Genomic DNA, 23,546 nt, shown 5'->3' on the forward strand with positions numbered 1-23,546 from the left:
TCAGCGTCCTTGTGCCTTGAGTGCGGTATCGAGGCGCGGATACACGCGCCGTGCGTTGCCTTCGTAGATCTTGTAGCGCTGGTCGGGATTCATGTCCGCGGCTTCGACGTAGCGTTTGGTGTCGTCGAAATAATGGCCCGTTTGCGGGTCGATGCCGCGCACCGCGCCGATCATCTCGCTCGCGAACAGAATGTTGTCGACGGGAATCACGTTCGTGAGCAGGTCGATGCCCGGCTGGTGATACACGCAGGTGTCAAAGAAAATGTTCTTCAGCAGATGCTCTTCGAGCAGCGGCTTTTTCATTTCCTGCGCGAGGCCGCGAAAGCGTCCCCAGTGATACGGCACCGCGCCGCCGCCGTGAGGGATGACGAACTTGAGCGTGGGGAAGTCGCGGAACAGGTCGGACGTGAGGCACTGCATGAACGCGGTCGTGTCGGCGTTCAGATAATGCGCGCCGGTGGTGTGGAAGCACGCGTTGCAGCTCGTGCTCACATGAACCATGGCGGGAATGTCGTACTCGACCATCTTCTCGTAGACCGGATACCAGTAGCGGTCGGAGAGCGGCGGGCTCGTCCAGTGGCCGCCCGAAGGATCGGGATTCAGATTGATCGCGACATTGCCGTACTGCTCGACGCATTTCACGAGTTCGGGAATGCAGGTGGCGACATCCACGCCGGGGCTTTGCGGCAGCATCGCAGCCGGAATGAAGTTCTCGGGAAACAGCTGGCTCACGCGATGGCACAGCTCGTTGCAGATCGCGGCCCACGTGCTCGACACGTTGAAGTCGCCGATGTGATGCGCCATGAAACTCGCGCGCGGGCTGAACACGGTGAGATCGAGGCCGCGTTCGCGCATCAGGCGCAACTGGTTCGTTTCGATCGACTCGCGCAGTTCGTCGTCGCTGATATGCAGCTCGGACGGCTTGGGCGCGTCCGTGGGATTGCCGAGCGCGGCGATCTGGCGGTTGCGCCAGGTTTCCAGCGCTTTGGGCGCGGTCGTGTAGTGACCGTGAATGTCGATGATCATCAATGGGCTCCGAATTGAAGTGCCGTGGGGCAAAAGCGAATGGCCTGCGCGCTCAGCCTCGCGCGGGCGCCGGTTCGTTAACTGATGCCGCGTTCAGCAACGGCGCGGCGTCGCCGCCCAGCGCCTTCGTGACGCGCGCGGCGAATTCCAGCAGGCGCGGGCGGTAGCGCTCCATTTCTTCCATGCCCATGCGCGCCGACGGCCCGACGATGCCGAGCGCGCCCACCAGCTCCTGGCCGACGCGGAACACCGGCGCCGAAATGCCCGCAGTTTCGCGGTCGCGTTCGCCCATCGAGAGATAGACGTAGCGCGCGCGCACCGTCTCGTAAGGCTCGCCCGGTTCGCCGCCGAAGGCGAGCAGCACGCGGCCGCCCGCGCCGCGTTCGAGCGGTTGCGTGTCGCCTTGCTGCACTTCCGCGCGGATCGAGTGACGCGACGCGATGCGGTACAGGCAGACGCGGTGATCGCGCTCGCGCACGTGGAAGGACACGGCCTCGCCGGTTTCGGCGCTCAGTTCCTTCATGGCGGGCAAGAGGACGTCGCGCAGATCGAAACCGGCTTCGTACACGGCGCTCAGATGCATCGCGGCCGAACCGATCCAGTAGCGGCCGTCCTCGCGGCGAATCAGAAGCTGGTGATGGCACAGCGCCTGCGCGAGTCGCGACAGGGTGCTCTTGTACAGGCCGGTGCGTTCCGAAAGCTGCGTGAGCGTGAGCGGTTCGTCGTCGCGGCGAAAGGCGAACAGGATCGACGCCGCGCGGTCGAGCACGTCGATTCCACTGGGTGCGACGCCCTGCGGGGTGCGCACCGTCTCGCTGCTGCGGGGCATGACAATCTCCGGTTTAGTTCTATCAGATAGAACACATAATCATTGGATGGAACAATGCTAGTCTCATCGCCGGACGGAGTCAATCGGCGGCCTTGTGCGCCTCGGTAATATCCCGGAGCGACAGCCGATGATGGTATCGCTACCATCGCATTCATTCTCGAAAGCTCTGTCATGTCGACGCACCGCGCGACGTGATGGTAGCGATACCATGGAGACATCAGTGTCCAAACGCAAGACATCCGAAGAACTGCGCAGCTACCGCTGGTATGGCGTCAACGACCTCCGCTCGTTCGGCCACCGCTCGCGCACCGCGCAAATGGGCTATCACGCGTCCGATTACATGGGCAAGCCGGTGATCGCCGTCGTCAATACGTGGAGCGAGATCAACTCGTGCCACACGCACTTCAAGCAGCGCGTGGAGGAGGTGAAGCGCGGCATCTGGCAGGCCGGCGGTTTTCCCGTCGAAATGCCGGTGATGACGCTCGCCGAGCCGTTCCAGAAGCCGACCACGATGCTCTACCGCAACTTCCTCGCGATGGAGACCGAGGAAATCCTGAAGTCCTATCCGTTCGACGGCTGCGTGCTGATGGGCGGCTGCGACAAGACCACGCCCGGCCTGCTGATGGGCGCCATCAGCATGAATCTGCCGTCGATCTTTCTGCCCGCCGGCCCGATGCTGCGCGGCAACTGGAACGGCCGCACGCTCGGCAGCGGTTCGGACACGTGGAAATACTGGGCCGAGCTGCGCGCGGGCAAGATCACGGAGGACGAGTGGAAGGGCATCGAGAGCGGCATTGCGCGCTCGCCGGGCCATTGCATGACGATGGGCACGGCCTCGACCATGACGAGCGCCGCCGAAGCACTCGGCTTGACGCTGCCCGGCTTTTCGTCGATTCCCGCCGTCGACTCGCGCCACGCGCAGTTCGCGTCGCTGACGGGCCAGCGCATCGTCGAGATGGTGTGGACCGATGTGAAGCCGTCGGACATTCTGAGCGCGAAATCATTCGATAACGCAGTGACCACCGTGCTCGCCATGTCGGGTTCGACCAACGCGATCGTTCACCTCGTGGCCGTGGCGCGCCGCGCCGGCATTGACCTGACGACCGCGCGCTTCGACGAGCTGTCGCGCATCACGCCGGTGATCGGCAATCTGCGTCCGTCCGGCCAGTATCTGATGGAAGACTTTTTCTACGCCGGCGGCCTGCGCGCGCTGCTGGTGGAACTCGGCGAGCTGATCGACGGCTCGCAGATGACGGTCAACGGTTCCACGCTCGGCGAGAACATCGCGGGCGCCGAAATTTTCAACGACGACGTGATCCGCCGGCGCGGCAATCCCGTCGTGGCGAGCGACGGCCTCGCGGTGCTGACGGGCAATCTCGCGCCCGACGGTGCGGTGATCAAACCCGCCGCGATGGAGGCGCATCTGCTCAAGCATCGCGGCCCGGCTGTCGTGTTCAGGGATTATGCGGACATGGCGGCGCGCATCGATCTGGAGGAGCTGGACGTGAGCGCCGATTCGGTGATCGTGTTGCAACACGCGGGTCCGGTCGGCGCGCCCGGCATGCCCGAGTGGGGCCAGTTGCCGATTCCACAAAAGCTTCTGAAGCAGGGCGTGCGCGACATGGTGCGCATTTCCGATGCGCGCATGAGCGGCACGAGCTACGGCGCGTGCGTGCTGCATGTGGCGCCGGAGTCGTTTGTCGGCGGGCCGCTCGCGCTCGTGAAGGACGGCGACATGATCGAACTCGACGTGAGCGCGCGGCGTCTGCATCTCGACGTGAGCGATGCGGAACTCGCCGCGCGCAAGGCCGCATGGCAAGCGCCGAAGCTTCCGTTCGAACGCGGCTTCGGCGTGATGCATCAATTGCACGTGTTGCAGGCGAACAAGGGCTGCGATTTCGATTTCCTCGAAGAGCCCGTGAAAACGGCGGCTGTGCAAGCCTCGACGCAGGCGGCGCAAAGCGGACAGGCCACGCGGGAAGCGACGGGCGCCGATGCGACGGGCGCCGCTGCGTCGAACACAAAGCGCGGCGAACCTGAAATCCACTAAATCAATACGGAGAGCCCTACATGACCGCATCCGAAATCGTCGTTAGCGAAGCGACACTCGAACAACTGAGACACGTCAGCACGGCCACGTTGACCACGCAACTTTTCAAGCGCGGCTTGCGCAACGTGTTCCTGCAAGGCGTCGCGCCGCTCGTGAAGCCGACGCCCGGCACGCCGAATATCGTCGGTCCGGCATTCACGCTGCGCAATATTCCCGCGCGTGAAGATCTCGACCACGTCGGCGTGTTTCAGGACCCGGATCATCCGCAGCGCAAGGCAGTGGAAAGCGCACCGCCCGGCAGCGTGCTCGTGCAGGACTGCCGCGGCGAGCGTTCGGTTGCATCGGTCGGCTCGATTCTCGCGCAGCGTCTCGCGAAGCGCGGCGTGGCGGGCATGGTGTCGGACGGTCCCGTGCGCGACAGCGGGACCATCGCGGCATTGGGCTTGCCGATCTGGTGCGCCGGCGCGAGCGCGCCGCTGAATCTCGCGAAACATCATGCTGTCGATATGAACGTGCCGATCGCTTGCGGCGGCGTGCCGGTGTATCCGGGCGATATCGTCGTCGCGGACGTGGACGGTGTCGTGATCGTGCCGCGCGAGATGGCCGCCGACGTCGCGCGCGATGCCGCCGAGCAGGAGCAACTGGAAGTGTTCATCGCCGAGCGTATCGACGAAGGCCGGCCGTTGCGCGGCACCTATCCGCCGAATGAAGAGACGCTGGCCGCGTACGCGCAATGGCGGGCCAAACGGCAATAAGCCGTCGAGCGGTTTCAATGCGCGCTCGAAGCCATGCTTCAACCCGCGCTTCGACTTTTCGCAGGACACACAGGCTCGCGCATAGAACGCGGCCGGAGGAGACACTGTGAGCACTACGACATCGGGCATCGTCGAATCGCGTCTGATCAATCGCCTTGCGCTTCGTCTGATGCCCTTATTGGGGCTGCTTTATCTGGTCGCGTATATCGACCGCTCGAATATTAGCTTCGCCAAGCTGCAAATGCTCGGCAGCCTCGGGCTTTCCGAGGTCGCGTATGGACTCGGCGCGTCGCTGTTCTTTATCGGCTATCTGATTTTCGAAGTGCCGAGCAACGTGATGTTGCACAAGTACGGCGCGCCGCGCTGGATGGCGCGCATCATGTTCACGTGGGGCGTAGTGACGATTCTGCTCGCGTTCACGAAGAACGCCACGATGTTTTATGTGCTGCGGTTTTTGCTCGGCGCATCGGAAGCAGGTTTGTATCCTGGCGTGATCTATTACCTGACGCTGTGGTTTCCGTCGCGGCATCGCGTGCGCATGCTCGGCTATTTCACGGTGGGCAGCAGTCTCGGCAATATGATCGGCGCGCCGATCTGCGGCTGGCTGCTCGACAAAGGCGGTCTCGCGGGTCTGGACGGCTGGCAGCTCGTGTTCATCGCGACCGGTCTGCCTTCCGTTCTACTAACGATTGTCGTGCTGTTCCTGTTGCCTGCATCGCCGAAAGAAGCCCGGTTTCTTTCCGCCGACGAGAAGCAGTGGCTTGCCAACACGCTCGATGCCGAACGTGCGCAGATCAAGTCGAGCGTCGCCGCTCACGGTTCGCTGCTGAGCGTGCTGGCCGAGCCGCGCGTGATCGGCATGGCGCTTTACTACATGATGCTGTCCATCTCCGTGTACGGCGTGAGCTACTGGTTGCCGACGCTCGTGAAGGGCTTTGGCGTGAGCAACACGACCAACGGTCTGCTGAACATCATTCCCTGGTTGATGGCGACCCTCGTGCTCGCGTGGCTGCCTTCGAAACTGCGCGGCGCCGGCAATCGCGCGCTTATTGCTATGCTGGTTTCGGCGCTGCTCGGCGTGCTGTGTTTCCTGAGCGCCGTGTTTCTGCCGACCAACACGCTGCGTTTCATCGCGCTCTGTTTCGGCGCGCCGTGCATGTATCTGCTGATCCCCTGTTTCTGGACGTTGCCGCCGAAGTTTCTGTTCGGCGCGCGCGCCGCGGCCGGCATTGCCGCGATCAATTCGCTGGGGAATATCGGCGGCTTCATCGCGCAGAATCTCGTGCCGTGGGTGCGTCAGACGACGGGCAGCGTGAAGGCGCCGATGCTGATTCCGGCGACCTGTCTGCTCGTGTTCGCGGTTATCACGCTGTTCGTCTTGCGTCGCGCAGGAGGCGCGCGCGCGGCGCAGGGCAGTGTGGCGGTGACCGAGTAAGCCGCGCGGGCCGTGAATTAACGTGGATTCGCGCGGTTAGAATACGCGCGATCCGTTATTTTCTGCCAGCACTCATGCCGAATCCGAAACCGCCCGCTGCCGCCGATGCCGATGCCGACGTCCACGCCGACGCCGACGCCGACGCGCCGCAAGCATCGGCGCCCGAGGCGGCCGCGCCCGTCAAACGCATGCGCGGCGGCCCCAAGGGCTTGCGCATCACCGATGTCGCCGCGCAGGCGGGCGTCGCGCCGATCACGGTATCGCGCGTGTTCAACAGCCCGCAAACGGTCGCGCCCGAAACGCTGGAACGCGTGCGCCAGGTCGTGCAAAGGCTCGGCTATGTGCCGAACCGGCTGGCGGGCGGCTTGTCGTCTTCGCGATCGCGGCTAATCGCGGCGATCGTGCCGACCATCGCGCACTCGCTCTTCTCCGAAACGATCCAGGTGTTCAGCGAGACCATGTCGCGCGCGGGTTATCAGGTGCTGCTCGCATTGAGCGGCTACAGCGATTCGAGCGAAGAGGCGTTGCTCGACGCCGTGCTGAGCCGGCGTCCGGAAGGCGTGCTGCTGACCGGCGTCGCGCATACCGAGTCGCTGCGCGAACGGCTTGCCAACGTGGGCATTCCGATCGTCGAAACATGGGACATGACGGATCAGCCGATCGACATGCTGGTCGGTTTTTCGCATTACAAGATCGGCGTCGCGGTGGCCGAGCACTTTCTGCAACGCAACGTGCGCAAGCCCGGCCTCGTATCCGCGAACGACGAGCGCGCGCTCGCTCGCCGCGGCGGTTTTCGCGAGCGCCTCGCACGAGCCGGCATTCACGACATCGCGGAGGTGCTCGTCGCGCCGCCGAGTTCGGTGGCGGTCGGCAAGGCCGCGTTGCCGCGTCTCATCGAACAGTCGCCGGATATCGACGCGGTGTTTTGCGGTTCCGATCTCCTTGCAATCGGCGCGTTGAGCGCGGCCAGACAACTGGGCATCGGCGTGCCGTCGCAAATGTCGATTTGCGGGTTCGGGGATCTGGAGTTCGCGACCGAGACGAGCCCGCAACTCACGTCGGTGCATGTCGACGGAACGCGCATCGGGCTCACGGCGGCGCGCTGTCTGCTCGACCGGCTGGCTGGCGCCGGGAGCAGCAAAGTGACTGACGTCGGTTTCAATATCGTGGAGCGCGCAACCACCTGATGCCGCTTTCGCGCGGCACCATTCTCGTTCCGTGACCTTGGACGAGTAAGGTCACGCGTCTCTCACGCCATGGTTGCAAAGGCAACGATGGCGACACTGATTCACACACGAGCACTTGAGGCAGATCAGAAAACCGAGCCTCAAAGCACACGTCACATTTGTTCTGGTTTGCTTGTCGGAGATCATGCTCCGCTTATCTGGACACTTTTAAAATTCGACGGCGCATGAAGTAGTGGTCTGGTCTTCATGGCGAGAATTTTTTGGGGTGTTTCAGATCGGTCCATGGAAATCAGGCAAATATGGTGAACAAAAAGACCTTTGAACGGGTGTTGATACCCTTGGGGGCAGGACTCGTCGCGTCTCTGTCGGGGTGCGGCAATCTTGACGTGCTCGACCCGAAAGGCAGCGTGGGCGTCGCTGAAAAGTCGCTGATCAGCACCGCGACGATGGCCATGCTGATTGTCGTCGTGCCGGTGATCGTGATGATCCTGGTGTTCGCATGGCGCTATCGCGCGAGCAATCGCAATGCGACTTATGCGCCGAAATGGGCGCATTCCACCGCCATTGAAGTCGTGGTGTGGACGGTGCCCACGCTGATCATTCTGTTCCTCGGCATTCTGACCTGGAACACAACACACGAACTCGATCCGTACCGGCCGATTGAATCGGCGGTCAAGCCAATCAAGGTCGAAGTCGTGGCGCTCGACTGGAAGTGGCTCTTTATCTATCCGGAACTCGGTGTTGCGTCGGTCAACCAGCTCGCCTTTCCCGTCGGCACGCCGGTCGACTTCAAGGTCACGTCCGACTCCGTCATGAATTCGTTTTTCATTCCGCAACTGGGTAGCCAGATCTACGCGATGGCGGGCATGCAGACGCAATTGCATCTGATTGCCGATCATGCGGGCGATTACGCCGGCATCTCGGCCAACTTCAGCGGCAAGGGCTTTTCGGATATGAAGTTTCGGGCGCTTGCCGTCAGTGCCGCGCAATTCGACGCGTGGGTGGAAAAGGTGAAAGCCTCGCCGCGCCGGCTCGACATGAACGAATACCACTCGGTGGCGCAGCCTGGCGAGAAGCAGCCCGTGAGCTACTTCTCGACGGTCGATCCCAAGCTGTTCAATAACATCATTGCAAAGTACAACAACGGCAATGTCCTCGATTTGCAGAATAGCAATTGCCGTCCAAAGGGTTAGCACATGTTCGGAAAACTGACACTCTCCGCGATCCCATTCGATCAGCCCATCATCATGGGAGCGGGCGCGCTCATGATAGTCATGGTGCTTGCCGTGGTGGTCGCACTGACCCGGCTCCATAAGTGGAAATGGCTTTGGCAGGAATGGCTGACGAGCGTCGATCATAAGAAGATCGGCGTCATGTATATCGTCGTCGCGGTGCTGATGCTGGTGCGCGGCTTCGTCGACGCGGTCATGATGCGTTTGCAGCTCGCGCTGTCGTATCACTCGCCGGGCTATCTTCCGCCGCACCATTACGATCAGATCTTCACCGCCCACGGCGTCATCATGATCTTCTTCATGGCCATGGCGCTGATGGTCGGTCTGTTCAATCTCGTGGTGCCGCTGCAAATCGGCGCGCGCGACGTGGCGTTCCCATTCCTCAACTCGCTCAGCTTCTGGATGACGGCAATCAGCGCCATTCTGATGAACCTGTCGCTCGTGATCGGCGAATTCGCGCAAGTCGGCTGGCTTGCGTATCCGCCGCTGTCGGAGCTGCGATTCAGTCCGGGCGTGGGCGTCGACTACTACATCTGGAGTCTGCAACTGTCGGGTGTGGGCACGCTGATCACGGCCATCAACTTCTTCGTGACCATCGTACGGATGCGCGCGCCGGGCATGACGCTCATGAAAATGCCGGTCTTCACATGGACGGCACTCTGTTCGAACGTGCTGATCATGGCCACCTTCCCGATCTTGACGGTAGCGCTGGCGTTGCTCGGCCTCGATCGCTACATGGGCATGCACTTCTTCACGAACGAGGCGGGCGGCAACGCCATGTTGTATCTGAATCTGATCTGGGCATGGGGGCATCCGGAGGTCTACATCCTCGTGTTGCCCGCGTTCGGCATCTATTCGGAAGTGATCGCAACCTTCTCGAAGAAGCCGCTGTTCGGCTACAGGACCATGGTTTATGCGACGTGCGCAATCATGGTGCTCGCGTTCCTCGTCTGGCTGCATCACTTCTTCACCATGGGTTCGGGCGCCGACGTCAATGCGTTCTTCGGCATTATGACGATGGTCATTGCGATCCCGACCGGCGTGAAGATATTCAACTGGCTGTTCACGATCTTCCGCGGGCGCCTCGAATTTTCCGCGCCTGTATTGTGGACAATCGGCTTCATGATCACGTTCACGATCGGCGGCATGACCGGTGTGATGATGGCCATTCCGGGCGCGGACTTCGTGTTGCATAACAGCCTCTTTCTGATCGCGCACTTCCATAACGCGATCATCGGCGGCGTGGTGTTCGGCTATCTGGCAGGGTTCCACTACTGGTTTCCGAAGGCATTCGGTTTCAAGCTCAACGAGAAGCTCGGCAAGTGCGCGTTCTGGTGCTGGTTTGTCGGGTTCTATGCTTCATTCATGCCGCTCTATGTGCTCGGCTTCATGGGTATGACGCGACGCCTGAATCACTACGACAATCCGGCCTGGCAACCTTGGCTGATCGCGGCCGCGTGCGGCGTGGCGTTGATCGCAGTGGGCGTGGTGTTCCAGGTCGCGCAGGTGTGGGTCAGCGTGGCGAACCGCAACAAGCCTGAGTACCGCGACGTGACCGGCGACCCTTGGGACGGCCGGACGCTCGAATGGGCGACGTCGTCGCCGCCGCCGGTTTATAACTTCGCGGTTATTCCCACAGTGCATGAACTCGACGCCTTCGCGCATATGAAGGAGACCGGAAAGGGCCCCGCAACAGTGCCGGCGTATCAGGACATTCACATGCCGTCTAATACGAGCGCCGGGTTGTTCATCGGTGTATTCAGTCTCGTTCTCGGATTTGCGGGCGTCTGGCATATCACGTGGCTGGCTGTGGTGGCGCTCGTGGCTATCGTGGCCACGCTGATCGTGCGCAGCTTCGGCGACAACGACGGCTATTACATTTCCGCGGACATGGTGCGGAAAATCGAAGGTAAGCAAGGCCCTGCGGCCGCTGCGGCGAAGAGCCGTGAACTCGAAGCTGTGGAGGCCTGATCCATGTTGCAGAAAACACTCTCCGTTTCGCTGGAAGGCGCTCACGACAACCACGGTTCATCGGATACGGTATTCGGCTTCTGGCTGTATCTGATGACCGACTGTGTGCTGTTTGCGTCGCTATTCGCTGTATTCGCCGTCATGTCGCAGCAGTTCGCGGGCGGTCCATCGGGCAAGGATCTGTTCGATATTGGCGGCGTCGCGGTGGAAACGGCCGCGCTGTTGTTGAGCAGCATTACCTACGGCTTTGCGATGCTGGGCGCCCGGCGCGGCAAGTCCGCGGTTGTGTTGGGCTGGCTTGCTGTGACGTTCGTGCTCGGCCTTGCGTTTCTCTTTCTGGAGGTGCGGGAGTTCTCGCATCTGGTGGCGGAAGGCGCCGGGCCGGCTCGCAGTGCGTTCCTGTCGTCGTACTTTACGCTGGTCGGCACGCACGGATTGCACGTGACCGTGGGCCTCGTGTGGATGGCGGTGCTGGCCGTGCAGGTCATGCGCAGCCCCAAATTGTCGGAGCGCCATCTCACGCGTCTTGCGTGTCTCAGTCTGTTCTGGCATTTCCTCGACATCGTGTGGATCTGCGTCTTTTCGTTCGTCTATCTCGGGAGCGTGCTGTAAATGGCTCATATGCAATCACTTCCAGCGCAGCAGAGTCACGGCAGCTTGCGTGGCTATGTGGGTGGCTTCCTGCTCTCCGTCATCCTGACGGCGGCCGCCTTCGGGCTCGTCATGCGCGGAGCGCTTCCGGCACAGACGGCGATCATCGCGCTGTCGATTCTCGCCTTCGTGCAGATTGTCGTGCATCTGGTGTTCTTCCTGCATGTCGACATGTCGGCCGGGCAGCGCTGGAATGTCATGGCGCTCGGCTATACCGCGTTGGCGGCGCTGTTTTTGATCGGCGGCACGGTGTGGGTCATGCATAACGTCAGCATGAACATGATGTCCAGATAGGCGTGGAGCAGGGCGACGGCAAGTCTGTGAGGCTCACGCCCGTCCGCCTTCGGTCTGAGCGGTGCCGCGGTTATGCCGTGGCACCGCGCGAATTTCCGATGTTTGCTGTCGAATACCGCGCGATCTCACAGGTTGATCGACTCCCGCTTCAGCGCTAACCGACATAAATAAAATTAAGCACTGGTCGCGCTGCCAACTGCCCCATCATTCGCGATGTCTCCGGAAATTGCGCGCTGAGCGCCACAAGAATAAATTAACGACCACAACACGGCGGCAAATAAGTTCTCCCCACCCTTGCAATGACGCCACTCCTCGCTTTCCTTCGGACGCGCCGCCACCGCCGTACTTTTTCTCTCCCGAGGAACTTTGCCTCGCGGACGAGGCTCCCTTAGTGGTCTCGGACAAGTCGTGTCGACTTCAATCATCAGTCTTCTGCTGTCAATCTTCAGATGGAATAGAGTTAACCCCGAGAAAAGATATTTCGTATGACGAATTAAATAGGAAAATTCGATCTGCGGTACACCACAGGCTTTTTTCATTGCACTGGGCGACGGCGCGCTAACGGTCATTTTTTCTTTTTTTCGTCATGAGAATGTCGCAAAGAGAATAAATTACTGAAAGCGAATTGGAAAAAAGCTTCTCTCTCTAGGGTCGAATGGTCAAAGTTCGTGCCTATCTAATCCTCTGATCATCCCGTGAAAGTGTAAATTTTTGCCAAACGCGAAGTTATCGGAAAGATTCCTGCTTTTTGGCCGAAAAGTACTATTTCTCATATGAACGATAGGTCTTTTCCGGGTACGATTTACCCCGGTCGCGACACAGAAGCGAACAATTTTCCGAACCGTGCAAACGGTTTCAACCCTCGGTAAAACGTTTGCGCGGCAGAAAGTCGCCACGGCAGGGCAGCAGGTTTGCAGGCGGTTGTTCCACATCATTCATGAGGGATCGCGGCGTCGAGTTGATCGCACACCGCGAGGGCGCAGCTTTGTCTTCGCCAATCGAATTTGATTCCACGTTGTCTCCGGCAATGTGACCACCTTATTAAAGGTGATCGAAATTCGAATGCAATTTCGTATTAATAAGCATAACGAAGTAATTGAAGCTGTTCAGCAAGGAATGTAGTTTTTTTCAAAACTGCAAAGAAAAATCCTTTGGGTCTTTTATCGAGAATCTTCTCGACACTGAGAAATATTTAGCCATGGTCAAACGACGACAATTCATTGGAGGCCTGACGGCCCTAGCCGGCTCCTATCTTTTGAGCGCCTGTGGTGGCGGTGGCTCGGAAGACGGGAGCGCGAGCCCGGCGGCAAAGGTTGCCGCGAACCCGAAGGCGAAGGCCTCCAATGCCTCCGACAGCGGCACGACAATTCCGCCGGCTGGCTCGATCACCGACAATAACGGCGCCGTGTGGACGCTCAAGAACGGTTCGGTGTACAAGAACGGTTCCAAAGCAGGCAATACGTACGACGTGTCGCTTCTGCTCTGGTACAACGGCGGCATCTATCACGAGGGCACGGGCGGCCAGTTCTATGGCTGGAACGGCTCCAACTGGTCCGCATGCCTCGATCCGCGTATGGGCGGCGTTTCCGCTGACGGCACCACGTTGCCTTCGTCGCCGTACATCATCGACAAATCGAACTCGATGTGGACTCTCGTGAACGGCGTGATCTACCGCGACGGCGAGACTGTCGGCAACACGTATAACGTGACGCTCGTGTTGTGGTACGGCGGCAAGGTCTGGCACTGCGGCACAGGCGGTCAGTTCTATGTGAACGCGGATGTCGATGGACAATGGCGCCCGTCGAGCGATCCGCGCATCGCGGTCGCGCCCGCGCCGGGCAGCTTCTACGGCATGAACGGCCACTTCGATTACACGTACACGCCCACGCAACTCGTGTCGATTCTGAAGGCGATGAACTGCACGAGCTATCGCGTCGGCGTGACGGACGATCCGGATCAGTTGAATGCGGTGGTCAAGATCGCGAAAGCGTTCCAGTCGGCGGGACTCACGCTGCTGGTGCTAATCGACCAGGGCGTCTACGACGCTCCCGGCAGGGTGATGGCGAGCGAGTCGATCGCGTACAGCCGCGGTTTCTCGACTGGCTCGACCGTTGCCAATGCGTTGAAGCCGTATGGCGTGACGATCTACGAATGCGGTAACGAACTGACGCGTCAGGACGCCACCGTGGTGGACTTCACGTACGCAGGCACGAAGGCGAGCGACTTCAACAATGACAACTGGCCAATCATGCGCGGCGTGATGCGCGGCATGATCGACGGCGTCAAGTCGGCGCAGTCGTCGGCGCAGTGCGGCATCAACTTCTGCGTGGCGGATGTGGGCGCGGCGGACGCGCTGTGGGACGGCATGCAGCCCGATGGCAGCGGCGGCTATCCGACCGTGCGTTGGGACATCACCACCTGGCACAATTACGAGGTGTATGGTGACCTGTTCGACGTGGGTACCGATGGCGCAGGGCCGGGCTTCGACCTCGCCACGTATTGCAAGGCGCGCTACGGTGTGCCGTTTATCGTCACCGAGTGGAACACCGGGCCGGAGCAAACGGAAAGCTATCGCGCAAATTACATTTCGGACAGGCTCGCTGCGTTCTACGCGGCCCGAAAGACGCACAACATCCAGTCTGTGATGTACTACGTGCTGGATAGCGGCAACAACGCGTACGGCATTATGATCAACGGTTCGCCGATCAGCGCCCCGTACAACGCGTTCACGAACTTTACCTCGGCTCACGCTGACAACTGATCGAGTTCGCACTCGTAGTTCGCACTTGCCTCAGTTAAAGTGAATGACCCTGACTCTCGCCGCTCTTTGCGGCGAGGCCAGGGTTTTTTTCGTTGATCTGTATCTACTCCGTTCTTTGCCGCAGTAGCCTGTGCCGCTTTGCCGCTTTGCCGCTTTGCCGCTTTGCCGCTTTGCCGCTTCGATGTTCAGTAAGCGGCTTCCTCAACGGCAGAACGTATCCGGCACCAATCTTCCCCACTCGTAGTCGATTTGATCCGGCGTGAACGGCAGAACGCCGGCGCCAGGTGTGAACGTCAGCTCGCCGAAGTAGACTTCGTTGTTCGGCGCGTACAAGTCCACGCGAACATAGTCGAAGTCCTCGCATAGTTTCGTGGCGGCTTCCAGAATGGCATCCAGATTTTCGGGGCGAGGCGCCGGCACAGGGCTACGCTTGTAGTACCCGATCGCAATGTCCAGATGATTCCAGTCGACGTCGAATACATCGCCGCGTGTATCGGTGCCGAATCTGTCCGAAATCACCAGAATGTAGATACGTGGCCGTCCGGTTCGTCCACCGAAGCAATGCAGCTTGTAATCGGCGGGAACGTTGCCGCTCTGGTCGAGCAGCAGATGCTCGAAGAAGATTTGCGGTTTGATCCGACGGTAGTGCTTCTCCCGGGCAATCTTGTAGAAGTCGAGAGACAACCAGTAGTTCGCGAGTTCTTGCAGTTCCGCGAAAGAGGTCGCCGATTTGTCTCTGACCACCTTCACATAGCTGCTGCCATGATTTGCCTTCATCACGAACGCGTTGGGCAATACGTCGAATACTTCCTCGGTGAAAGTGTCCGGGGCGGCGATCAATGGGATCACATGCTCTTCACCCAGCTTTCGCGCGACATAGTTCCGCACGGTCAGCTTGTCGGTCAATTCCACGAACCACGGGTCCGGCCGAAGATTCTTCTGAAGAATCTTCTCGTTAAAAGTCGTGGGGCGAAGCAGATTCGGATAGCGACCGATTTCTTTATGGTGCAGGAGGCTCAGGAAAAGAGGCGCCGGCAGCATTGATTTAGCCGCTTCTTTCAGTCTTCTAGCAGGCGATTCCTTGCGCCGCGGCTCTTTTGCGTCGTCGTGAGAGGGCAACCAGTTCTCCGATATGGCGCGTTCGGACAGATCGGCCTGATTGGGCCGCGGACTCGTAGCGCCGGCTTCATTTGGACATTGAGCAGACTTCGTCGTTATCATTTTGTCAGTCCATATCGAATAGCTTTTGACGCCCGATTGGCGCACGCAGCAGGGCGTCGCGACCTGTACGTCGCAGCGTTCTGCTGCCTGCATCAATTTCAGGCGTAGTTATTAGTTTTCGACCGCTACGCACCGTTCCGCAACTTCGAGGCGCTGTTGCGCGCGAAATTGCGTGGGCGACATGCCGTAGCGTTCCTTGAAGAGGCGGCCGAGGCGATTGCCGTCGCCCATTCCGCAGCGTCGCGCAATTTTGTCGACAGGCAGATCAGTATTTCGCAGCATGGCCCGAACGACTTCAAATCGGGTGCGCAACAAGTACTCGAGGGGCGTCATGCCGAACTCGAATTTGAAGCGGCGCTGATAGTTGCGCTTGCTCATCGCGGCGCAGTCCGCAGCCTTTGCAACCGAGATCGGATTGCTATAGTTTTCCTTGATCCAGCGCGCGGACTCGCGGATCTTCTCGGTTGTCGTGGTAATGCTTGCGTCGTTCAGATCGATCTTTTCGGACTCGACATAGGTCGTTTGCAGCATGTCGGCAATCTTGCGCGCAACCTCGGAGTTAAGATCGCGTTCTATCTGTGCCAAAGCCAGGTCGGTTGGCGTCGCGCTGCTGGCGCGCGTGGTCGTGGGTGCGTCATCGAACAGGAAGATCGGCACCGTCGAATGCAGCGGGTCCTTGCAGATGACAACCAGGTTGGCGCCTTGCTGAATGTCGAACGATGCGATAGAACCTTGACGTGCAATCCATGAAAGAAGGCGGTCGTTGGACTCGAGCAAGGTGGCGGCGTCCCGGCACGCTACAAACAATGCGTGAAAGTCACCCAGCCTGTTGCGCTCAATACTTTGTGTCCATATAGATATGCCTGAGGAACTCGTCACGAGGCCTCCGCCTTCGGAGAGCACGGAAAGGCGATAAGAAGAATCGTCCGCGAGATCCTCTGACAATTCATTGGCAAGACGAAATGCGTCGCCGATCGCTCCAGCAGTCGCCATCGAGCATTCTTGAGAGACCAGAAGTCCAATATGCTTTGCAGGCTTCTGCTGCGGTAATCTTGGGCTGCTGCGGTGTGCGTCGATGTACGACGAAAGAAATTCTGTGGAAGTCGTCACGCTTAGTTCTCCAGGCAGGGTAATCACTGTCTACGTGTCGAGATTAGCGTACCCACATGGACCTGACGAACGTGGCCGTTATCCACGGGTGTTTTGGCGCAATTGTCATGAATCGCGAAATTGTTACCTCGGAAACATGAATAAAGGCATACAAAACGGTGCGTGGATCAGCAACTTTTGCTTGAAATGATCTTACTGTTTTTATGGCTGGATGTAGTGTTTTTATCCGGAAAAGCCCCGTCCTGCAAGGCTTAGCGGGCATAAAATGAACGCCGTCCGAGTTTGGCGGAAAATGACCTGTCACTAAAGTTCTATGACGCGAAAAGGGTGTTGTCGTATCACTCTGTTACATCGATTGCAGATAGCTACAACACTTTCTTTTAAGATGTTGCAACGGTTAACGCCTCGTCGGAATCGGCCAATAGCACCCGAATTTCTGCCGCTGCCGATCCGTTGAATCGAGTGAGCGCTATGCTTCACTGCAACATCCGTACAAATAGCGATTGCCTCGGTAGGCGCTATCGAATACCAGCAATGCGCAATTTCTTCGCCCTTTCAACGTGGATTTACCGATTAGGTCGTAGTAATTGCCGTGTCCAGTAAGTGCTCTGCACTGACGATGTACGACGAGGCAACGCCTGTGCGAATCCGACACTGGATCGCGTGGTGCGAAGTGGGCCGTGCAGCCGTCAAAGGTGCATCCACAACGAAATTATTTGTAGTACGAATTACAACGCGAAGCGCAGCGTGGGACTCGTCGTTTCGCCATCTGGGGGTTACGAGGAGTCTGGAGATAAGGCGAGCCGTGCGGTTTGCGGTGCAGCCTTTGATCGTTCAGCAGGTGGACGGCCACTTGGCTTGGTAAACCTATGACGTAGCTCCGACCGAGCGTCAGGCTACGCCATACGCGTTTTTTGCCGGTAACGGCTCGGAAAATGCGAACCATTGGGGAAAGCCAGGCGGTGTCGACTCATTACTGTGCCCCATCAAACATGGAAGGATCATAACGGTGGATTACTACCCTCTAAATTCGCTCCCCCCGGCCGCAAGCACAGAGCGCGGCCAACTCAGCGCCGGTGCCATGCTGCGTCTGATGCGCGACCATATCTGGGAAATCGTCCTCGCTACGGTCGTCGTTCTGACTTTGGCGGCCGGCTATCTACTCGTGGCGTCGCCCATCTATTCCGCAGACGTACTTGTGCGTATAGATCCGCCGGAACCGAATGCGCTGGGTCTCGCGCTCCAGAATCAGGAGCAATTGCCACCGCCCGCGCCGTCGACCACTACGGAAATGGGTGTCATGCGCAGCCGTTCCGTGCTGGAACCGGTGATCCAGCGCTATCGCTTCGATGTGTCGGTGACGCCCCACACCATGCCGATCCTTGGCGATATCGCGGAGAAGTTCGCGACGCCGGGCGAGCCGTCACGTCCATGGCTGGGGCTCAAATCCTACGCGTGGGGCGGTGAGCAGGTAAAAGTCGGCTCGCTCGATGTCCCGAAAGATCTCGAAGAAGAAAAGATGACGTTGGTCGCGCGCGACAACAACACCTACGAATTGCGCGGCCCGCAGGATCAGTTGTTCCTGCAGGGCACGGTCGGCAAACAGGTTCAGGCCAATGGCATTTCAATGCGCATTGACCAACTCGTTGCGCGGCCCGGAACGCAGTTCACGGTGGTGCGTTGGAACGCAGTCGATGCAATCAAGCGTTTCGATGCGCTCATTAAAGTGAGCGACAAGGTGAAGGACTCCGGTCTTCTTCAGATCGAGTACACGGACAAGAACGCGGCGAAGGCCGCGGAAGTCGCCAATGCGTTGGGACAGCAGTATCTGTCGACTGCAATTGCCAGCCGCCAGCTCAACGACACGACGACGCTCGCGTTCATCAACGGAGAACTTCCGCGTCTTCTCGGCGATTTGAGAAAGACTGAAGAAGCCCTGAAGGCATTCCGGGCTCATTCGCAGTCGATGCAGCCGACGACCGAAGCGCAGGCCTATTTGCAAGGCGGTCTGGACATCGACCGGCAGATCGCAACGCTGCAATTGCAACGCACACAGCTTCTCGAGCGCTATACGCCGCAGAGCCGCTGGGTACAGAGCGTCGATCAGCAACTCGCGCAGTTGAAGAACGCGAAGGGCACGTTCGATGGCCACTTCAACAGCATGCCGGCATCGGAGCGTGAGAGTGTCGATCTGGTTCGCGCGCAGAAGGTGGCTGAGACGATTTATCTGGGCATGGTGCAGAAGGCCGAGCAGTTGCAGGTGCGGCGCGCAAGCACGACCGGTGGCGCGCATATCGTCGACCAGGCGATCACGCCGCATCGTCCGGTTAAGCCGATGCCGATTGTCGTGCTGGGTGGCGGCCTGGGACTCGGTATCGTTTCCGGAATCGTGCTTGTCTTCATGCGTCGCCATGTGCTGACTGGCGTGACTGATCCGCGTTACGTCGAACGTCGCATGAGCGTGCCGGTGTTTGGCGAGATTCTGTTCAGTCAGCAGCAGTTGCTGCTCGACCGGACGAGCCCGAACGCGAAGTCTCTGCCCGGCGCTGCCGCGCGACCCGGCTTGCCTCAGCCCGCTAACGAGGCAGGCGTGCCGGAAATACAGGTGGCGGGCGGCGGCAGCAAGGTGCTGGCCGAACGCTTCCCGAACGACTCGTCGGTGGAAGCGCTTCGCGCGGTTCGCACGACGCTGGCGCGCGATCTCGCTCATGCACGCAACAACATTCTCATGGTGATTGGACCGACGCCGTCCGCAGGGAAGAGCTTTGTCGCGGCGAACATTGCGACATTGCAGGCTGAAATCGGCGCACGCGTTCTTCTGATCGATGCTGATATGCGTCGCGGTCATCTGGCGTCGCACTTTAATCAGAGCAATCGTGGTGGACTTTCCGAAGTACTGTCCGACCGCATGCCGCTGCGTAATGCACTCCGTTCCACGGGCATCGACGGCTTGTCGTTCATGTCGTGCGGCACACGTCCGGACAATCCGGCCGCCTTGCTGGCGCGGCCGCGATTCAAGGAAGTTCTGGAGCGCCTGAGTGCCCAATTCGACCTGGTGATCTTCGACACGCCGCCGTTCCTCGCGGTCACGGATGCTTCGATCATTGCCAGTGAAGCGGGTGCGTCGCTGCTGGTTCTGCGTTCCGGCATGCAAAGCGAAGAAGAAATCGAGGACACCGTGCGGAAGATGGAGCGGGCAGAAGGCCGCATCGCGGGCGCGGTGTTCAACGGCATCCCACTGCGTCGCAGTACGAAAACTTATGGCTATGCGACGAATTACGCCAGCGATTACGGCGACCTGGATGAAAGCGGTGGAGCTGTCCGGACGTGAGCGAGTTGCCACAGTCGTTCGATGAATTCGCAAAACGGAGAAGCAGATGGCATTTGCAATCAACGGGAAATTCACTTCGCAGCCGATAACGGGTGTTCAGAGAGTCGCGTATGAGTTGACGAGAGCAATGCAACTGCGGGTACCTGCAGGCGAGAAACTGGAGGTATTCGTTCCGCGCGATGCAATGGAGCCGGGCGCGTCGTTGAAATGGCAACGACGCGTTGCCTGGTTGCGCGGCACGCTGTGGGAGCAGATTGCGCTTCCGATTGCTGCGAGAGGCGTCAGGCTCATCAACTTGTGCAATATGAGTCCGGTACTCAAACGAAAACAGGTCGTGATGGTTCACGACATGGCGGTGTTCGACGTGCCGGGCGGATTCTCCAGGAAGTTCGTGCTGTGGTATCGCGCGTGCTTCTTCCTGCTGCCGCGAATGGAGCCGATGATTCTGACTGTGTCGAATTTCTCGAAGTCGCGCATTTGCCATCATCTCAAGATCGACGAGTCGCGCGTCGCCGTCGTGAGTCCCGCAGCGGATCACCTCGATCGTGTGACGTCGGATTCGTCGGTTATCGAACGGTTGAAGCTCGTCAAGGACGCTTATTGTGTCGTTGTGGGTAGCCTCGATCCGCGAAAGAACCTGCAACGCGTACTGGAAGCGATCGGGAAGCTGGGCCATCTCGACGGGATCAAGTTCGTCGTGGTCGGTGGCAAGAACGCGCGCATTTTCAATAGCGCGCTGGCTGAGCAGAAGCCTGAGTCGGACAACGTAGTGTGGGCCGGTTTCGTGACCGATGGCGAGTTGAAAGCACTCTACGAAAACGCGGGTTGCCTCGTGTTTCCGTCCTTGTATGAAGGATTCGGCTTGCCGCCGCTCGAAGCCATGTATTGCGGCTGTCCCGTCGTTGCCTCGTCGCGGACCTCCATTCCGGAAGTGTGTGGAGAGGCGGCGCTGTATTGCGACGCGATGTCGGCCGACGATATCGCCGGGAAGATTGCTGTGATGATGACAGACAAAGAACTGCGGCAGCGCTATAGAGAACGGGGCCTCGCGCGAGCACGTGAATTTCGCTGGGACGTCACGGCGGAAACAGTGCTCGGCATTCTGAAGGGGCAGGCGGGGAAGCGTTTGTCGGGTGTACCGGCCAGCGCATCGGCGGGCTGACGCATGTCGGTAGGCAAGCCTATGTATCGCATTCTAAAGAGTGCCGGCAGACGGCGCGCGTTGGGAACCATCGCGGCTCTTCTCGGAGCGGCGTTCCCCTTTGCGCGCGCCAGATCCGCGCCGACTCCCACAAAGAGCCCGCAAGCGCGCGACGCCGGCGGCCGCACAATCACCGAAATGATCGGTACCAACGGGTGGGCCGGAACACCTCGCGACATTGCAATGTGGCGACAAATGGGCATCACCTGGGGACGCGATTCGGTGGGCCCCGGCCAGCCGGATTCGCCCACGGAAGCGATGCATATCGACAAAACGGGATCGCAATTCGACAGCGATCTTCCGTCGGCGCTGCTCCTGAACAAACGCAACGGCATCGGCTCCCTGTTGCTGCTTGGCTATACGCCGCCCTGGAACGCCACCGTGCCTGGCGACACCAATTCCGCGCCGCGCGACGTGCGTGCGTGGACGCGTTACGTGGAGGCGGTCGTGCGCAAGTACACCGCGCCGCCATTCAATCTGCGCTATTTCCAGATCTGGAATGAGGCGGCCGGCAAGCTCTCGGGCGGATTGCCTCAGGCGACCTTCTGGCATGGTCCGAACTTCAGCGAGGATGAGAAGCGCGCGAAGCCGTACGAGCATGCGATGCAGGATTACGTCGAGCGCATCCATCTGCCGGCGGCGCGCATCATTCGCAAGTACAACGCGTATGTCGTCTATGGCGGCTGGCCCGATCAGGGCGGCTTGTCCAATTTCTGTAAGTGGCTCGAGTACAGAAGTCCGGCGTCCAATGAGCGAATGCTGGATTGGGTCGACTATCTCGACACGCATTACCTCGGCGTCACCGATCTGGACCCGCTATACGACCAGTATGTGAAGAACGGGCCGGCGCGCGGCATCTGGCAAACCGAAATCGGCGATGCCTATATGAAGGATCCGCATTTCATCGCGGAGTACTTCTTCGATTTCGCGGTGTGGGCACTTCAGCGCAATTGGAACGACCCGAATAAGTATGTGTCCATGGTCTATCACTGGGACGGCTATGAACCGTTCCGGCTCACGCATCGCGGTCCGCCTTCACGCACCTACAACGTGTCCGGCAAGAGCTTGATCGTGCTTCGTCAAACGGTTTCCGGCTCGCTGGCAAGTTTGGCCAATCCGTTGAAATTTGGGCAGGGCGCGTCCGGCAGCGGCGTGCGTTCCGGCAACGATATCGTGTTGCAGGTGAATGCGGCAGCGGGCTGGAGAGCGGTGACGGTGGCGGGCCTCAAGCGTCCTTCGGCGGGCACCGTCAAGATCGAATTCATCGATGCGTTGACGGGCACGGTAAGTGCACCGGACGCATTGACGACCACATGGAATAACGACGGTTTGCAACTCGGCTTCAAGGTGCCGGATCGGGTCAACGGCGCAGGAAACGACCCGCCCACGCACCTCGCGTATATCGCTGTCCGTCCGCTTGCATAGCAATCCGGACCTACCAAAACTTCAGATTGCGTGGAATGTCATGAACCAGGTCACAGTCGTCATTTGCAACTACAACTATGAGCGCTATCTCGCTGCGGCGATCGATTCCGCGCTCAACCAGGACTATCCGGGCACGCGCGTTATCGTTCTCGACGATGGCTCGACCGATGGGTCACGAGCGATCATGGAGAAGTACGGTTCCCGCATTACCGCGATTTTCAAGGAAAACGGCGGACAGGTGTCCGCCTATAACACCGCGATCCGTGCCCTCGAAACGGAATACGCGATCCTGCTCGATTCGGACGACATTCTCTATCCGAATGCCGTATCGGAAGTGATGCAGGTCTTCGCAAGCGGTCCGTGGGCGAAAGTGCAGTTTCGACTCGACGTGATGGACGCGAACGGAACAACCACGGGCGCTTATGTGCCGCACACGGAGCCGCCCACCAATTGCGGAGAACTTCTGCAAGCCGGCTGGCTGTATCCGTCGCCGCCGGCGTCGGGCAATGCGTATCTCGTGAGCGCGCTGAAACGCGTCTTTCCCGTTCCCGCACCGGGCATCAACCGTTATGGCGCGGACTTCTTCGCGATCTATGGGGCCGCATTGGTGGGCCCCGTCGCGACCGTGCGCAAATCGCTCGGAGGGTATCGCGTGCATAACGCCGATGGCGGCACGGTGTCGTTTGCGAACTCCGAGCAGATCTCCAAAGCGCCCAAAGCACTGGGCATGCGCTGGGCGATCCTGAGGAACATTGCGAGGTCGCGTCTTTCGATCGAGCTGCCACCCACATTCCACGATTTCGGCCACGAAAAGGCGATCTTCTGTTCGAGCGTGTATCGCGCGACATTGGCTCATCGCTGGAGCTGGATGATGCACGATTCGCGCGGCTACCTGCATGCGATCGTCGCCAATCCGTTCTGGAGCGTAAAAAAGAAATTCGGCACGTTAGTTCTTTCCGGCTTGTGCCTCGTTCCGTACTCGCCGCTTTCTGACTTCGTGGTTCGTTATATATCCAACCCGCTTGCGCGCCGCCGCGTGGCGCAACGCTAACGTCAGGAAGAATGCC

The 23,546-nt window shown here is 59.6% G+C and carries 18 protein-coding genes; 13 read left to right on the forward strand and 5 right to left on the reverse strand.

What is annotated here, in order from left to right; genetic code table 11:
• Positions 1-1,026, reverse strand: coding sequence for an amidohydrolase family protein (locus tag VOM14_RS11250; protein WP_327628782.1), 1,026 nt, complete (start codon positions 1,024-1,026; stop codon positions 1-3).
• 52 nt (positions 1,027-1,078) lie between these two features.
• Positions 1,079-1,855: an IclR family transcriptional regulator gene (locus VOM14_RS11255; RefSeq protein WP_327628783.1), complete on the reverse strand. Its 777-nt coding sequence runs from the start codon at positions 1,853-1,855 to the stop codon at positions 1,079-1,081.
• A gap of 208 nt (positions 1,856-2,063) precedes the next feature.
• On the opposite strand from VOM14_RS11255, the gene araD reads away from it, so the two are divergent.
• From araD to cyoD, 8 genes are all read left to right on the forward strand, one after another.
• Positions 2,064-3,905, forward strand: coding sequence for an L-arabinonate dehydratase (araD, locus tag VOM14_RS11260; RefSeq protein ID WP_327628784.1), 1,842 nt, complete (start codon positions 2,064-2,066; stop codon positions 3,903-3,905).
• 20 nt (positions 3,906-3,925) lie between these two features.
• Positions 3,926-4,660, forward strand: coding sequence for a ribonuclease activity regulator RraA (locus VOM14_RS11265; RefSeq protein WP_327628785.1), 735 nt, complete (start codon positions 3,926-3,928; stop codon positions 4,658-4,660).
• 106 nt (positions 4,661-4,766) lie between these two features.
• Positions 4,767-6,095: an MFS transporter gene (locus VOM14_RS11270; protein WP_327628786.1), complete on the forward strand. Its 1,329-nt coding sequence runs from the start codon at positions 4,767-4,769 to the stop codon at positions 6,093-6,095.
• A 74-nt stretch (positions 6,096-6,169) separates the two neighbouring features.
• Complete coding sequence (locus tag VOM14_RS11275; protein WP_442955533.1) at positions 6,170-7,282, forward strand: LacI family DNA-binding transcriptional regulator; 1,113 nt, start codon at positions 6,170-6,172, stop codon at positions 7,280-7,282.
• 299 nt (positions 7,283-7,581) lie between these two features.
• Entirely contained in the window at positions 7,582-8,475 is an 894-nt protein-coding gene (gene cyoA / locus VOM14_RS11280; protein WP_327628787.1) for a ubiquinol oxidase subunit II, read from the forward strand.
• A gap of 3 nt (positions 8,476-8,478) precedes the next feature.
• On the forward strand, positions 8,479-10,485 hold the full coding sequence (gene cyoB / locus VOM14_RS11285; protein WP_327628788.1) for a cytochrome o ubiquinol oxidase subunit I: 2,007 nt from the start codon (positions 8,479-8,481) through the stop codon (positions 10,483-10,485).
• Positions 10,486-10,488: 3 nt separating this feature from the next.
• On the forward strand, positions 10,489-11,097 hold the full coding sequence (cyoC, locus tag VOM14_RS11290) for a cytochrome o ubiquinol oxidase subunit III (protein ID WP_327628789.1): 609 nt from the start codon (positions 10,489-10,491) through the stop codon (positions 11,095-11,097).
• On the forward strand, positions 11,098-11,430 hold the full coding sequence (cyoD, locus tag VOM14_RS11295) for a cytochrome o ubiquinol oxidase subunit IV (protein WP_327628790.1): 333 nt from the start codon (positions 11,098-11,100) through the stop codon (positions 11,428-11,430).
• 173 nt (positions 11,431-11,603) lie between these two features.
• Here cyoD and VOM14_RS11300 read toward each other — a convergent pair whose 3' ends face one another.
• A complete protein-coding gene (locus tag VOM14_RS11300) occupies positions 11,604-11,999 on the reverse strand; it encodes a hypothetical protein (protein WP_327628791.1) in 396 nt (131 codons plus the stop codon).
• A gap of 629 nt (positions 12,000-12,628) precedes the next feature.
• Between VOM14_RS11300 and VOM14_RS11305 the strand changes: the two genes are divergently transcribed.
• On the forward strand, positions 12,629-14,191 hold the full coding sequence (locus tag VOM14_RS11305) for a hypothetical protein (RefSeq protein WP_327628792.1): 1,563 nt from the start codon (positions 12,629-12,631) through the stop codon (positions 14,189-14,191).
• A gap of 201 nt (positions 14,192-14,392) precedes the next feature.
• Here the strand turns inward: VOM14_RS11305 and VOM14_RS11310 are convergent, their stop codons facing one another.
• Both VOM14_RS11310 and VOM14_RS11315 read right to left on the reverse strand, forming a co-directional pair.
• Positions 14,393-15,412, reverse strand: a complete 1,020-nt coding sequence (locus VOM14_RS11310) for an ATP-grasp fold amidoligase family protein (protein ID WP_327629068.1) — start codon at positions 15,410-15,412, stop codon at positions 14,393-14,395.
• Positions 15,413-15,523: 111 nt separating this feature from the next.
• Positions 15,524-16,405 carry a GlxA family transcriptional regulator gene (locus VOM14_RS11315; RefSeq protein WP_327629069.1) on the reverse strand — a complete coding sequence of 294 codons (882 nt, stop codon included), beginning with the start codon at positions 16,403-16,405 and terminating at the stop codon, positions 15,524-15,526.
• A 1,198-nt stretch (positions 16,406-17,603) separates the two neighbouring features.
• Between VOM14_RS11315 and VOM14_RS11320 the strand changes: the two genes are divergently transcribed.
• The 4 genes from VOM14_RS11320 to VOM14_RS11335 are packed head-to-tail and all read left to right on the forward strand — an operon-like array spanning position 17,604 to position 23,530.
• Positions 17,604-19,853, forward strand: coding sequence for a polysaccharide biosynthesis tyrosine autokinase (locus VOM14_RS11320; protein ID WP_327628793.1), 2,250 nt, complete (start codon positions 17,604-17,606; stop codon positions 19,851-19,853).
• A gap of 46 nt (positions 19,854-19,899) precedes the next feature.
• Positions 19,900-21,015, forward strand: coding sequence for a glycosyltransferase family 4 protein (locus VOM14_RS11325; protein WP_327628794.1), 1,116 nt, complete (start codon positions 19,900-19,902; stop codon positions 21,013-21,015).
• Positions 21,016-21,036: 21 nt separating this feature from the next.
• Positions 21,037-22,479 (forward strand): hypothetical protein, encoded by a 1,443-nt coding sequence (locus tag VOM14_RS11330; protein ID WP_327628795.1) that lies wholly within the window; start codon positions 21,037-21,039, stop codon positions 22,477-22,479.
• Positions 22,480-22,519: 40 nt separating this feature from the next.
• Positions 22,520-23,530 carry a glycosyltransferase family 2 protein gene (locus VOM14_RS11335; protein ID WP_327628796.1) on the forward strand — a complete coding sequence of 337 codons (1,011 nt, stop codon included), beginning with the start codon at positions 22,520-22,522 and terminating at the stop codon, positions 23,528-23,530.
• Positions 23,531-23,546: the final 16 nt, after the last annotated feature.

It is taken from the genome of Paraburkholderia sp. MPAMCS5 (assembly GCF_036016995.1).
In the GTDB taxonomy this organism is placed as follows: Bacteria; Pseudomonadota; Gammaproteobacteria; order Burkholderiales; family Burkholderiaceae; genus Paraburkholderia.